At 65.0% G+C, this 13,975-nt stretch carries 9 protein-coding genes; 3 read left to right on the forward strand and 6 right to left on the reverse strand.

What is annotated here, in order from left to right; all coding sequences use genetic code 11:
• Positions 1-117: 117 nt before the first annotated feature.
• Positions 118-1,557, forward strand: a complete 1,440-nt coding sequence (locus H4O10_RS00775) for a porin (RefSeq protein ID WP_012480311.1) — start codon at positions 118-120, stop codon at positions 1,555-1,557.
• Between the two features lie 25 nt (positions 1,558-1,582).
• On the opposite strand, the gene H4O10_RS00780 is transcribed toward H4O10_RS00775, so the two are convergent.
• Both H4O10_RS00780 and H4O10_RS00785 read right to left on the reverse strand, forming a co-directional pair.
• Entirely contained in the window at positions 1,583-2,830 is a 1,248-nt protein-coding gene (locus H4O10_RS00780; RefSeq protein ID WP_044571381.1) for an arsenic transporter, read from the reverse strand.
• 192 nt (positions 2,831-3,022) lie between these two features.
• The gene (locus H4O10_RS00785) at positions 3,023-5,599 is read right to left on the reverse strand and encodes a glycoside hydrolase family 3 protein (protein WP_080047701.1); all 2,577 of its coding nucleotides are present in this window, start codon (positions 5,597-5,599) and stop codon (positions 3,023-3,025) included.
• 216 nt (positions 5,600-5,815) lie between these two features.
• Here H4O10_RS00785 and H4O10_RS00790 point away from each other — a divergent pair, with 216 nt between their 5' ends.
• The gene (locus H4O10_RS00790) at positions 5,816-6,862 is read left to right on the forward strand and encodes a LacI family DNA-binding transcriptional regulator (RefSeq protein ID WP_005409722.1); all 1,047 of its coding nucleotides are present in this window, start codon (positions 5,816-5,818) and stop codon (positions 6,860-6,862) included.
• Between the two features lie 66 nt (positions 6,863-6,928).
• Here the strand turns inward: H4O10_RS00790 and H4O10_RS00795 are convergent, their stop codons facing one another.
• Positions 6,929-8,437, reverse strand: coding sequence for an MFS transporter (locus H4O10_RS00795; RefSeq protein ID WP_111108932.1), 1,509 nt, complete (start codon positions 8,435-8,437; stop codon positions 6,929-6,931).
• A gap of 66 nt (positions 8,438-8,503) precedes the next feature.
• Complete coding sequence (locus tag H4O10_RS00800) at positions 8,504-11,170, reverse strand: TonB-dependent receptor (RefSeq protein WP_012480307.1); 2,667 nt, start codon at positions 11,168-11,170, stop codon at positions 8,504-8,506.
• Positions 11,171-11,626: 456 nt separating this feature from the next.
• Between H4O10_RS00800 and H4O10_RS00805 the strand changes: the two genes are divergently transcribed.
• Positions 11,627-12,787: a serine hydrolase domain-containing protein gene (locus H4O10_RS00805; RefSeq protein WP_044570231.1), complete on the forward strand. Its 1,161-nt coding sequence runs from the start codon at positions 11,627-11,629 to the stop codon at positions 12,785-12,787.
• A gap of 84 nt (positions 12,788-12,871) precedes the next feature.
• On the opposite strand, the gene H4O10_RS00810 is transcribed toward H4O10_RS00805, so the two are convergent.
• Both H4O10_RS00810 and H4O10_RS00815 read right to left on the reverse strand, forming a co-directional pair.
• Positions 12,872-13,432, reverse strand: a complete 561-nt coding sequence (locus H4O10_RS00810; RefSeq protein WP_033834308.1) for a fasciclin domain-containing protein — start codon at positions 13,430-13,432, stop codon at positions 12,872-12,874.
• A gap of 88 nt (positions 13,433-13,520) precedes the next feature.
• The gene (locus tag H4O10_RS00815) at positions 13,521-13,934 is read right to left on the reverse strand and encodes a helix-turn-helix domain-containing protein (protein ID WP_044571374.1); all 414 of its coding nucleotides are present in this window, start codon (positions 13,932-13,934) and stop codon (positions 13,521-13,523) included.
• Positions 13,935-13,975 lie beyond the last annotated feature (41 nt).

The raw sequence follows: 13,975 nt of genomic DNA on the forward strand, positions 1-13,975 counted from the left end.
CGCCTGCCGCGCCGCCGGTCCGATCCGGCGGCGCGAGCTTCCTCCCCCGATCTTCCCCCGCACCACCGCAACAGGCCAGCGCCGGGCCAGGGGGCCGGCTGGCCGGAGAGAGAGTCCATGAACCCTTCCACCGTGCTGCCGCTGGCAGCGCTGCCGGTCGCGCTCGGCCTGCTGTTGGCCAGTGGCCACGCCGACGCCCAGTCTGTTTCATCCCCGCCCACGCCACTGAGCCAGGCCGAGCTGTCACGCCTGGTGCAGCAGCAGGCACTGCAGATCCAGCAATTGGAAGCGCGCCTCCGCGCCGTCGAGGGCGGGCAGGGCACCGCGGCCGCACTATCCGCGCCGCCCGCGCCCGCACCCGCGCTGGAAACGCGGGTGGCCGCACTGGAATCCGGCCAGTCCAGGCAGCCCAAGGTCTCCTGGGCCAAGGGCGCACCCGAGTTCAGCAGCGCCGACGGCACGACGGTGTTCCGTCCCCGCGGCCGCCTGTTCGTCGATGCCTCCAGTACGGACGGTTCGGCGGTCGGTGATCGCAACGTTTCGGGCACCGAGGTCCGTTCGGTGCGCCTGGGGGCCGAGGGACGCTACGGCACACTGGGCTGGGTGGTGGAGGGTGACTTCGCCGACAACGCGGTGGCCTGGAAGTCGGTCTACGCCACGCTGGACCACACCCTGTTCGGCCTGCCCGCCGATCTCACGATCGGCAACCGCTTGAACGATCGCGGTATCGATGGCTCCAGCAGCACCTCCAACACGCCGTTCCAGGAACGCAACGTGGTCGGCACGTTGATGCTGCCGCAGCGCGGCCTGTTCGGTGTCGGGCTGACCGAGCGGGTGTACGGAAAGGGCTGGCACGCCAGCCTGTCTGTGGCCGGCAACGATCTCAACAACGCCGGCACCGACAACGACAGCCAGACCTGGGCCACGCGCGTGCACTGGAATCCACTGGACACCGCTGGTGCCACGTTGCATCTGGGCGCATGGGCGTTCCACGAGAAGATTCCCGCCGGGGCCAGCGGCGTGGTGCGCAGTTCGGCCATCGCGGGGCATTTCAACGATCTGGTCAGGATCACGCCGGGCACGCTGCTGGGCGCCGAGCGCAGCACCGCCTACGGTGCCGAACTGGCCGGCTTCTTCGGCCCGGCGTGGGCAACGGGCGAGTGGGGTACGCGAAGCCTGCGCGGGGCCGATGCCGGCGGTCGCTACGATCGCGACCACGCGGCGTGGGCGATTTCTGCCGGCTGGTTCCTGGCGGGGGCGCTGCCGTCGTACTCGGGCAAGGCCGGTACCTGGGGGAAGGTGAAGGTCGCCGATCCGGTGACGCGCGGCGGCGGCGGTGCCTGGGAGCTGAAGGGCCGCTATGAAGACGTGGACTATGCCGAGCTGCCCAGTGGCGGTACCGGTAACGCGTGGACCCTGGGCGCGAACTGGTACCTCAACGATTTCAGTCGCGTGATGTTCGAAGCCGTGCGCTGGAAGACCCGTCACCGCAGCGGCAGTGCAATGGGCAGGGATGAAGGCACCACCTTCAATACCCGCCTGCAGCTGGTCTTCTAGGGCAGGGGCGCCGCCTGCACTCTGGTCACAGCAGCAACAACGCTGCGATGAGTGCAGGTGGCATCACCAGCGCGCCGACGCGCAGGAAGTCGAGCGCGCTGACATGCTCGCCTTCGCGACGCAACGCCATCAGCCACAGCATCGTGGCCAACGAGCCGGTCACCGACAGGTTCGGGCCCAGATCCACGCCGACCAGCAATGCGGCACGGGTCTGCGCCGGCAGGTCGGCCATCTGCCCCAACGAACCAGCCGCCAGGCCGACCGGCAGATTGTTGGCCACATTGCTCAGCAGTGCAGCGGCGCCGCCGGCCAGCCAGCTGGCGTGGTGCGGCGACGTTTTCGCCAGCGCCTGCAGCGCGCTGGCCGCAGTCTGGATGACACCGGTCTGCGCCACCGCTTCCACCAGCACGAACAGCCCCGCCACCAGCGGCAGCACCCCCCAGGATACGTGGCGTAGCAGCGGCAGCGGGCTGCGTCGCTGGCGGATCGCCAGCGCCACCACGCTCAGCGTGCCCGCGCAGAAGGTGGTCAGGCCCAGCGGCCCGTTCAAGGCGGACGTAACCAGCAGCACCGTGCCGGTGAACAGCACGCCCAGTGCGCTCAGTCGGCCGCCGTCGGTCAACGGGCGATGCGCCGGCGCGGCCACCAGCGGCTGTGCGATTTCGCGACGGTGCACCCAGCGCAGCACAAGATAGGTCGCACCGATCGCCGCCAGCGAGGGCAGCGCGAACTGCGCCAGCCACTGCAGCAGCGGCGGCATGTGCTGGCCGTACACCACGAGATTGGCCGGGTTGGAGATGGGCAACACGAAGCTGGCCGCGTTGGCGATGAAGGCACAGACGAACAGGTACGGCAGGGGATTGGCCCGGGCCGCCTTGCAGGCCGCGTAGACCGCCGGCGTCAGCACCACGGCTGTCGCATCATTGGAAAGAAACACCGTTACCAGCGTGCCGACCAGGAACACCAGGTCGAACAGGCGTCGCCCGGATCCGCCCGCGTGCCGCACCGCGTACAACGCCAGCCAGTCGAACAGCCCTTCGCGGCGTGCGAGCTCGGCCAGCACCATCATGCCGACCAGGAACAGGTAGACATCGCGGCCCTCGGCGACTGCGTGCCAGGTAGTGCCGAACGTCACAGTGCCGCTGAGCGGAAGCAGCGCGGCCGCACCGAGCGCCCACACATACTCCGGAATGCGGAACGGACGGAACAGCAGGCCGACAGTGGCAACGGCCACCGCCATCCAGATGATGAGGGAAGAATGGGAAGCGAGCATGGGGTAGGGGGCGTGCGCGGTGCCGTCCATCGACCGCGTCGCCGGTTCTCCGGCGCATGTGATCGGCGTGCAGGCGCCCGCTGCGATCAGTGCAAGTGCCGGGGTTGCGGCATCATACCGTGCCGGCTGCCCAGCAAAGGCCCTGGCGCGGCACGTTACGTGACGGCCGCACCAGGGCATTCAACACCGCGCCTACTGCGACGCACACTCCACCTTGCGATCGAACTCGGTGCCCAGTTCGACCGAGGTGATCGCAAGCGTTGTGCCCTTTCCGGCGCGCAGCGCAAACGGCACGTTCAAGCGGCTCATGTCCGCACCGGCGTTGGCCAGGCACTTGAGGGGAACGCCCAGCCTGACCCACTCATTGCGCGGCGCCGCCGACAGCGCGGGGCCCAGCGCAACCTCGGCAGCACATGCCGCCCCGCAGGCGGTACCGAGTGTCACTGCGGATTCCGCCGGGAGCTGCTCGACACGCATGGTCGCTACCAAGGACAGCTCGCCGTTGGTCTCGCGCGACCAGTCCAGCGGAGTATTGGCCTGCAACGCCACCGTGGCCGGCGCCCGGAAACTGAACCGGCGTGCGCCCTCCTGCACATCGGTGTTGATTGCGACCATCGCCAGTGACTGGTCGGCAGTCGTTGCATTGGGGTGCACGACATCGGTCGATTCGCCATTGGCGGCAGTCAGGCGAAGCATCAGCCCAGTGCCGGCCACACCACGATCGAACAGGGTACCGCTACCGGCGGCGTCCGGATCAATGCCCGGGTCCTCGGAAAGCGCAGGCAGATTTCCCTTGTCGGCATAGGTCAGGCCGTATCCGAAGGCGAACTGCGGGTCGTAGTCCTTCTGCCCCACGTTGTTCTGGTACTGGTTGGCGCGGCGTGGCCAGGAGTAGCTCAGCTTTCCGCGGAAGTCGTGTTGCACGCGCCCATCGGCCCCACGCAGCAGCACATCGGCCACGCCCCCACCTTCCGATCCCGGCAGCCATGCGGCCACGAAGGCATCGGCGGCGTTGATTTCGCGGTTCAGCCACAACGGGCGCCCGCTCAGGAACACCCCCACGACCGGAATGCCGTCTGCCTTCAGGCGTCGCATCAGCTCCAGGTCTCCGGACTTGCCGTTCTTGAACATCAGGTTGGGCAAGTCGCCCTGGAATTCGGCATACGGATCTTCGCCGAACACCACGATGGCCACATCGGGCCGGTTGCGATAACGGCCATCGACCGCCAGTTCGGCTTGGCCGCCGCCGGACCTGACCTGTGCCCCCAGGCCTTCCCAGATCGTCTCAGCATTCGGGAAGTCCTCCCGACGCGTGCCATCGCCCTGCCAGCTGAGCGTCCAGCCGCCCGCCTGACGGCTCATGTCGTTCGCGGCATCGCCCGCAACCAGCACCCGTTGTTTCGGCCGGAGCGGCAGCAGCTGGTTCTGGTTCTTGAGCAGCACCAGCGATTCACGCACGGCCTGCCGCGCCACCTGGCGATGCGCCGGCGCCCCGAGCAGCTCGAATCTGCCGCCCAATGCGCGCTCGGACGGCTTGGGTTTGTCGAACAGGCCCATGCGCATCTTCGCCCGCAGAATGCGGCGAACGGCATCGTCCAGCCGCGCCTCCGGCAGGCTGCCGTCCTTCACGTGGGCCAGCGTGCTTTCGTACATGCCTTTCCAGCTGTCCGGCGCCATCGCCATGTCCAGGCCGGCAACATAGGTCTTCGCGCAATCGGTGTTGCTGCAGCCCTTGATCTGGCCATGGCCGTTCCAGTCACCGACCACGAAGCCGCCGAAGCCCATCCGACCCTTCAGCACATCGGTCAACAACGGCTTGTGCCCATGCATCTTCTCGCCATGGAAGCTGTTGAAGGACGCCATCACCGACTGCGCGCCCGCATTGATCGCAGGCAGGTATCCGGCGGCATGGATGTCGCGCAGTTCTGCCTCGCTGACCGTGGTGTTGCCCTGGTCCTTGCCGTTGCCCGTGCCGCCATCGCCGAGAAAATGCTTGACCGTGGTCATCACGTGGTGGTCGTCGAGGAAGTCGGCCGCGCCGGCCTTGCCCTGCAGGCCTTCGACGAATGCCCCTGCATAGCTGGCCACCAATGCCGGATCTTCCGAGTAGCCTTCGTACGTGCGCCCCCAGCGGTCGTCCTGCGGAACGGCCACGGTCGGCGCGAAGGTCCATTCCATGCCGGTCACACGGGTTTCGGCAGCGGTGATCCTTGCGATCTCGCGCAGCAGTTCCGGGTTGCGCGCTGCGCCCAGGCCGATGTTGTGCGGGAACAGAGTGGCACCCACCACATTGCTCTGGCCATGCATCGCATCAATGCCCCAGACGATGGGAATGGCCTTGCCACCGTTGCGCGTGTCCATCGAGGCTTCCCAGAACGCGTCGGCCAGCGCAAGCCATTCGGCGGGTTTTGCGTTGTAGCGGCCACCTGGGTCGGATGCGCCGCCCGCCAGTATTGAACCCAATCGATATCTGCGCACGTCGTCGGGCGTGATGCTGGCGATATCGCCCTGCACGATCTGGCCGACCTTTTCTTCCAGCGTCATTGATGCGATCAGCGCGTCGATGCGTCGTTCCATGGCCGGATCGTTGGCCAGCGGCCAGGTTGCCTTGGGCCAGTGCGCGGGAGTGATGGTACCTGCGTCGTTCACCGGGGCAGGGGCCGCACCGGTCGCAGGCACCAGCGCCATGGCAAGCGATGCAGCCAGCAGCAGGCGGTGTGGACGTAGAACGGGGTTGCGCTTCGCACGATCGGAATGACGGACGTTCATCGGAACAATCATCTCGGAAGGGTGGCTTGGATGGGCTCGGCGACCAGAAAGCAACCTGACAGCGTTGTCAGTCGGAACCGAGCATACCCAGCCGGCGGAACGAATGCTTGCTGCACAGCGGCATGGGTTTTGAGGATAAAGTTGCATCTGCATCCACATCCCGTGGTGCAGGATTTCGGTAGAGATGGTGAGGCTATGACGGGCAGAGGGCGGGGGATGCCGGGACCTGAGCAGGTGCTCGCAGGCAGGCCGGGACGCGTGCGGATCGAGGATGTCGCGGCAACGGCCGGGGTCTCGATGAAGACCGTCTCGCGGGTGCTCAACAACGAGCCGAACGTCTCCAAGAGCACCCGGGCCCGGGTGGACGCGGCAGTGGAAAAGCTGCGTTACCGTCCCTTGCCCTCTGCACGGGTCCTCGCCGGCCGGCGTTCCTACCTGATCGCGATGCTCTTCGATAATCCGTCCTCGAACTATCTGATGGAGATCGAGATGGGGGTGCTGGATGCCTGCATGGAACAGCACTACAACCTGATGCTCGCTCCGCTGATCTACGACGCGGCCGATATCGTGGAAAAGGTCGAGTCATTGATCATGCAGTCGCAGCTCGACGGCGTGGTGCTGACGCCGCCCCTGACCGACGACACGGCCCTGCTGGAACGCCTGGTCGACCTGGGCATTCCGTACTCCAGCATTTCGGCGAAGGAACAGAACCGGAACGTGGGCGTCGTCGTGGATGAAATCGGCGCGGTGGTGGCGCTGATCGCACACCTGGCCTCGCTGGGCCATACCCGCATCGCCCATATCAAGGGACACGCCGCGCATGGCGCAAGCATGTGGCGCCTGGCAGGCTATCGCGAAGGCCTGCGCAGGGCAGGCCTGCGCTACGACCCCAGCCTGGTGCTGGAAGGTGAGTTCTCATACGAATCCGGCTACATCGGCGCCAACGCACTGCTTGATCGGCCTGATCGGCCGACTGCCATCTTCGCTGCCAACGACGATATGGCGGCCGGGGTCATCTGCGCGGTGTTCGAGCACGGCCTTTCGGTGCCGGGCGACATCTCGGTCTGTGGTTTCGATGACACGCCGATCGCCCGCCAGATCTATCCGGCGTTGACCACGGTCTGCCAGCCCACCCGAGAGATGGGCCGGCGGGCGGCCATGGAGCTTATCAAGGAAGTGCGCGAGCTCGGCAGCGGTGGCGTGGTCGATATTGACTACGCCCTGCAGGTCCGGCGATCCACGGGGCCGGTCCGTCACGATTGAACGCGGTCCAACGGCCTGCCGGCGCGATCGGGACGCCGCGCTGGCAGGGCAGGGGCGCGGTTCAGCTCAGTGGCCCGCTTCGGTTGCCAATCGCTCCAGATCAACACCCTGGCGACGAAGTGTACGGCCGGCCGCCCAGGCGTAGAACGCCAGATAACAGAAACACAGCACGCCAATGATGAAGCTGTAGTGCACGCCGACCTTGTCGGCAAGCGCACCCTGCGCCCAACTGACGATGCCGCCGCCCATGATCATCATGATCAGCAGGCTGCTTGCCTGGTTGGTATGGCGGCCCAGGCCGCTGATGGCCAGGGTAAAGATGCAGGGCCACATCGTGCTGCAGAACAGCCCGACACTGATGAAGGCGATCACACTGGTCATGCCGGTGGTGAACATGCCGACCAGCTGCGCCGCAATGCCACACACGGCAAAGTACAGCAGCATGCGCGACGGATTGCCCCTGCTGGCCAGGGTGGCAATGATCATCAGGACGATCACCGGCGCGTAGTGCAGGAACTGTGCGGAGTTGTGGCCAGAGATCGCGTTGACGGCAAGGTAGATGGCGAACGCGACGAACGGCAACACCAGCATCAACAGCTTCCGGGTGCCTGCGCGCACATCGAACGCGCCTGCGGCACCACCCCAGCGGCCGATCATCAGGCTGGCCCAGTACAACGACACGAACGGGGCGATCACCGAGGTTTCCAGCCCCAGTCCACCCTTGCTCAAGGGCTGCTCAAGGTAGGCTGGAAGATTGTCGATGGTCGATACCTCCACGCCGACGTAAAGGAAGATCGCGATCATGCCCATGACCAGCTGCGGGTAAGCGAGCGCAGATCTGCGATCTGTCTGGTGATCTGCCCCGGTTGCACCTGCGGGGACCGTCGCGGACAGCTCGACATGATTGGGCACGCTCGAGAGCCGCAGCAGCACGGCTACCAGTACGAAGGCGGCGCCCAGCACCAGGTATGGGATCTTTACGCTCTCGATGCTCGCCTCTGTGTTGCCCGCTGACACGCTGCCAAAGATGGCAATGCTCACCAGCAGTGGGCCTACCGTCGCGCCCAGGTTGTTGACACCGCCGGCCATGGTCAGGCGCTGCGATCCGGTGGCCGGATCACCCATGATCACCGCCAGCGTATTGGCTGCGATCTGCTGGAGCGAGAAGCCCAGGCCAACGATGAACAGGCCGGACAGCATCAGTGCAAACGAGCCGGTGTTGGCCGCGGGATAGAAGAGCAGGGCACCCAGTGCCGAGACCAGCAGGCCAAGGCAGATGCCGTTGCGGTAGCCCACCCTGTGCAGCAGGTCGCTGCCGATGGCGCGGGAGACGGCGATGTAGATCAGCGAACCGGCGGTGTAGGCAACGTAGAAAGCCATCGCCACGTACATGCTCTGCGCCTGGCTGAGATGGAACGCCTTCTTGAACACCGGAATGAGGATGCCGTTGCTTGCGGCAACGAAGCCCCAGAAGAAGAAGACGGTGATGAGTACACCGAACTGCGACCAGCGGGTTGTGTGTTTCATGATTCTCGTGTCATCGCGGGCAGGGCGACGCCCCGTGCGTTGTCGCACAGGGCGGGACGTGGTGATTGCGCACGGAGGGCCGGCGAAACCGGCCCTCCTTCAAGGCTGCGTTGCTCAGAACTGGTAACGCAGGCGCAGGCCGTAGCTGCGCGGATCGTTCAGGAAGCGGACGTTGATGCCGGAACCCACCAGGGCCTTCTGCGAGACGTCGTTGCCCAGCAGATTGTTGCCCCAGGCTTCCACCCGCCAGTTGCCGCTCAGTGAGGTGAAGCCAATGCCCGCGTTCAAGGTGGTCTCGCCCTTCTGGCGGTCAGGGAAGCCGGCCGCAGCGGCACTTTCGGTACGGTCATGGACCAGCTCACCAGTGGCCGGATCCTGTCGGATGAACTCTACGTCCCGGTTGTTGTACTGGGTGAGATAGAAGGCCGAGCGGTACGAGGCCAGCAACTGCCAGTCGAAGGTGCCAAAGCGCAGCTCGGTCGTATGCTGCAGGCGCACGTTGAAGGTGAGCTTCGAGGCCAGCGGCAGTTCATTGCCGGACAGGTCGATCAACGAAGTGGCGCCACCGGCGTCGTAGTTCTGGCTGCGGACATCGGCGACGGTGCCGCGCTTGATCTCACTGTCCATCCAGAGTGCATTGATGTTGACCATGAAGTTGTGCGGGAGTCGCAAGGTGCTTTCCGCCTCCAGGCCGTACACAGCGGACTTGCCGACGTTGCGGTTGACCAGCGCATAGCCGGTGGCTTCACCGGTGGTCGGGTTGGTGGCGATCACCGCCAGGTCCTGGAACACCTGGTCGCTGTAGTCGTAATAGAACCCGCTGACGTTGAAGGTCGAGGTGCGACCCAGCATCTGGAAGGAGTTCTTGCTGCCGATTTCGTAGGCAATGATCGATTCGGGCTTGAAGGTCTCGGGAATCTCCTTCGGATCAAACGTGTCGTTGAAGCCGCCCGCCTTGTGGCCGGTCGACACCAGGCCGTACAGCAGGCTGTCGTCGCTCACGTCGTACTCGAAACCCGCGCGCCAGTCGGTAAAGCTGAACTTGCTCTTGCCGAACTGCTGGGCCGGAATCGCGCTGACCTGGGCCCAGCTCTGGTACGGGCAATCGACGGTATCGCCACCGATGTCGGGACGGTCCACGCAGCCGAATGGGCCGCCATCGGGCACCGCGCCGATCTGCTGCAGCAAGGTGTCGTTGCGACCGTGTCGCAGCACGCCCTGCAGCAGGAAGCGGGCCATCTCCGCCTGCGAGGTGATGTTGCTGACATCAAAGTTCGGACGGCTCATGAACGCGGGCTCGAAGCCGGGCGTGCCGAGGCGCGTGGCAAAGTCCCCGCCCTGGCCAGGCAGGCCCAGCGACCAGTTGCCGCCGATGCCGTAACGCGACTTCTTCTCCTCGGAGTAGCGCAGGCCGCCCTTCAGGCGCAGGCGATCGTTGACGTCGAACGTGCCATCGGCGAACACGGCGGAAGACTTGCCATTGACCTTGGGCATGGTGAATTCAGTGCCCGAGTACCAGCGCCCTTTGTCCACCAGCGAAAGGTAGCCCACCCGCTGGTCCTCGTTGAAGTGGAACAGGCCGGTGGTCCAGCGCAGCCGCTCGTCCTGGTCGGACGTGAACCGCAGCTCATGTACCTGCGACTCCGACTCGGTCAGCCAGTACTGGGTGGAGTAGTTGTCGTAGTCGATGCCACCCGGGTTGCTGGGCGATACCGGATCGATGTTGCGGTTCGGCCAGAGGATGCCCTCACTCTGCGCGTTGGTCTGGCGGTAGTCCACGTTGCGGTAGCTGCCGTTGTATTCCACCGCTACCTTGCCGAAGTCGTAGGAGATGCTGGTCTGCGCCCCCCAGTTGGTGCTGTCCAGCTTGCCCTGCGCGCCGCGGTAGATGATCTTGCGCAGATCGACATCGTCCGGCAGATAACCGGCCTTCGCGGCAGTGTAGACATTGGCACCGGGATAGCCGGTGCCGCCTTCCTTGCCGATGTCGGCCATGGCGAAGATCGACAACTTGTCATCCGGCTGGTAGAGGAACGACAGGCGTGCCCCCCGGTCGTCCTGCACACCAGCCGGTTCCAGGTCCTGCGCGCGCCCCGCATTCTTGAACGGAGAGTCCTTCTCCACCTTGTAGCCAGCCACGCGGAAGGCCGCGCCACCACCGATCGGGAGATTCAGGGCGAACTCGCCACCGCGATGGTCACGATTGCCGGCCTCGGCCTGAACATACCCACCGAACGCTTCCAGGTCGGGGCGCTTGGTGATGATGTTCAGCGTGCCGGCCAGCGCATTGCGGCCGCGCAGCGTGCCCTGCGGGCCCTTGTTGATTTCCACCCGCTCGACATCGTAGAACATGCCGCCCAGACCGCGCGGTCGTGCAATGTAGGCCCCGTTGATGTGAGGCGCGGCGCCCGGATCACCCAGTTCGGTGTTGTTCGAAGAGCCCACGCCGCGGATGAAGATCTCCAGGTTGCCTTCCTGGTTGGCCATGCTCATACCCGGCACCAGGGCCTGGATGTTGCGCAGCTCATTGTTGATGCCCAGCGCACGCGTATCGTCCGCGGAGATTGCCTGGGCGGTACCTGCATATTTCTGCAGGTCCTGTTCCCGGCGTTCGACAGTGACGATGACGGCGTCCAGCGTTGAGGCCTCCCGTGCCTCGCTGGTGGCGGTCGAGCTGCTTTCCTTGACTGATTGCGCTGCGACCGGCAGCGCTGCAGTGGCGGTGACGATGGTGGCAAGTACTGCCTGTGCGAGTGTGCTCTTCCTGAAATGGCCGGTCATAGGGTCCCTCTCTCCCCATAAGTGATGTCTGGACGTTCCCGCGCCACGCGCCGGACGTGGGCTCTTGTAAGCGCGGCCTGACAACGCTGTCAATCAGAATGAACGATGGATGACCAGAAGCTCGGGAAATCAGACAGTTGAGCGATCAGCAGTGCTGCCTGGCACGCCGCATTTGCTGCAATGCGAAACGAAATCGAGCGGCGTTGCGCCCTGCCTGCGACTGCAACGGCTGGATTGGAACCATCAGAAAGCGGGGCGCCAGCAAGGGCCATCGGCTTCGCGTATCCGCTGGCGGACTACGGGGCCATGCAGGGGGCGTGGTGCTGATGCTGTCATGTGGCCGGGCATGACTTCAGGCACTCGGTCGTGACTACAGCTGTAGGCAATGTGGACAGGCATTCACCGGAAGAGATGCCCATGAAAACTGCACGATGGTTGTCCAGCTTCGCGGCCTTGATGCTGGCCCTCCCTGCACTGGCCAGCACGACCACCACGGCCGACGCCGTCGCGACGATCGAACGCAACGCCCGTGCCGCGCATTCCGACGCGGTGCTTGTCTGGAAGGATGGAAAAACACTGCTGGAGCCACAGCCAGAGACCGGCGAGGAGCCGGTTCACCTCATGTCGGCCACCAAGTCGGTGGTGTCGCTGGCCATCATGCTACTGCTGGACGACGGAAAACTGGCCTCGGTCGACGAGCCGGTAAGCAACATCTTCGCGGAGTGGAAGCAGGGGCGGAAAAGGGACATCACGGTACGCATGCTGCTGGACCATACCTCTGGCCTGCAGAACGTGGCCAACGCGGGGGAAGAGCTGGAAGCTGCGCCGGACCTGGTCAAGCTCGCACTGGCGGCAGAGCTGAGCAGCGATCCAGGTACCACGTTCTCGTACAACAACAAGGCTACCAATCTGCTGCCCGGCATTGTCGAGCGTCTGGCAGGGGAACCGATGGATGCCTACGTTGAGAAGCGCCTGTTCAAACCGCTGGGCATTGCCCGATATACCTGGTTGAAGGACGGTGCGGGCACCCCCTTGGGCATGGCCGGATTGTCGCTGACTGCCCGCGATCTGGCGAAGATCGGGCAGCTGCTGCTTGATGGCGGCGTGACTCCGGCGGGTACGCGCGTGCTGAGCGAGCGGTCGGTGGCGCTGCTGACTGGAGCAAGTGCCCGCTCCCAGGATGTTGGTCTTCTTTGGTGGCGCATTCCAGCATGGGAGCGTTATGAGCTGAAAGGCCAGATGGCCGACTTCCTGGCGCGGCATGGGGTCAGCGCTCCGGTCCAGCAGGCATTGCTGGCCACCGGGGGCAGGGTATTCGACAGCAAGAGCGCATTGATTGCGTACGTGGCCGAGCGACTTGGGGCGGACTGGCCGCAGCACTATGGCAGCGAGATCACCGGTCGTGGACTCAAGCTGTCCGACATGTTCGACATCCAACGCGGCCCCACCGTTGCCTACGCCGCCAACGGTTACCTGGGCCAGCACCTGGTCATCGTTCCGCAACAGCGCGTGGTTGCCGTGCGCCTCATCCACCGACGCGACAGCCATCGCGCGCCACTGGATGACTACGCGACATTCCCGGCGGATGTACTCACGCTGGCCCAGGCGCTTCAGTGAACGGAGGAGCCGGGCCTGCGCCCGGATCCTCGTCCACTGCTTCATGCTGCTGGCCGGAGTGGCAGGGTCTGGCAGGGCGCGCCACTACTTCGGCATCAGCACGGTATCGACAACGTGGATGACGCCGTTGGATTGGTTGACGTCGGCGATGCTGATGCCTGCTTTGCCACCCTTGGCGTCGATCACCCACAGCTTGCCGTCGTGGAGCGCCACGGTAAGCGGCTCGCCTTGCACTGTCTTCAGCGTGGCTTTTCCACCGTGCTTCCTGGCATCGGCCAGGAGCTGGGCGGAACTGAACCGTCCTGGGACCACGTGGTAGGTGAGGATCCGGGTGAGCTGCGCCTTGTTTTCAGGCTTCACCAGTGTATCGACCGTGCCTGCTGGAAGCTTGTTGAAGGCGGCATTGGTGGGCGCAAAGACGGTAAAGGGGCCGGCGCCATTGAGGGTCTCGACCAGGCCTGCGGCCTTGACCGCTGCCACCAGCGTGGTGTGATCCCTGGAGTTCACGGCGTTTTCAACGATGGTCCTGGTCGGGTACATCTCGGCCCCGCCAACCATTACCGGATCTGCGGCGAAGCTGGCGGAAGCGGCTGAGACGAGTACGGCGAAGCTGACTGCGGCGGCGATGCGCTGAAGAGCGTTCACGGTGCGTTCCTCGATAGGATGCCCGCACAGCGCGGGCATCCTACATACGGCTGGCGGGAGCGCCTGGATGCACCGGATGCAGGCCGGGTCAGTCAGGGAGAGGGCCTTGATGCGTGTCGAAATTCTCCCTGCAGCGGCGGAATTCCTCGGCGTGTCCCACTACCCAGGTCCACATCGGGATCATAAGAACCAGCAGCTCCCTGCCCAGCGGAGTGATGGTGTACTCCACGCGCGGCGGAACCTCACGGAAATCCTGCCTATGGATCAGTCCGTCCCTTTCAAGCTGACGCAGGGTACGCGTCAGCATACGCTGCGTGACTCCTTTCATCCGCCGCGCCACATCGGCGTGACGCAGTGTTCCGTAGACCCCCAGGGCGTGAATGATGCCCAGCGACCAGCGGCTGCCGGCATGCGCGAGCACCTCGCGGCGCAGACCGTCGTCGTCCGCGCTCATGCCGTCGCATATCGATTGTGAATGTCGCAGAAGCTCATCGGTGCTCATGAACGGTGCGGTCGGTATCATCGGTGTGCCTTCTTACGTGG

Source organism: Stenotrophomonas sp. I18B00994, from assembly GCF_014145825.1.
Lineage (GTDB): Bacteria > Pseudomonadota > Gammaproteobacteria > Xanthomonadales > Xanthomonadaceae > Stenotrophomonas > Stenotrophomonas maltophilia.

Excerpts from the sequence above, each read along its gene's own strand:
- H4O10_RS00775 (WP_012480311.1), top strand. The coding sequence starts at position 118 with ATGAACCCTTCCACCGTGCTGCCGCTGGCAGCGCTGCCGGTCGCGCTC.
- H4O10_RS00780 (WP_044571381.1), bottom strand. The coding sequence starts at position 2,830 with ATGCTCGCTTCCCATTCTTCCCTCATCATCTGGATGGCGGTGGCCGTT.
- H4O10_RS00785 (WP_080047701.1), bottom strand. The coding sequence starts at position 5,599 with ATGAACGTCCGTCATTCCGATCGTGCGAAGCGCAACCCCGTTCTACGT.
- H4O10_RS00790 (WP_005409722.1), top strand. The coding sequence starts at position 5,816 with ATGCCGGGACCTGAGCAGGTGCTCGCAGGCAGGCCGGGACGCGTGCGG.
- H4O10_RS00800 (WP_012480307.1), bottom strand. The coding sequence starts at position 11,170 with ATGACCGGCCATTTCAGGAAGAGCACACTCGCACAGGCAGTACTTGCC.
- H4O10_RS00805 (WP_044570231.1), top strand. The coding sequence starts at position 11,627 with ATGCTGGCCCTCCCTGCACTGGCCAGCACGACCACCACGGCCGACGCC.
- H4O10_RS00815 (WP_044571374.1), bottom strand. The coding sequence starts at position 13,934 with ATGAGCACCGATGAGCTTCTGCGACATTCACAATCGATATGCGACGGC.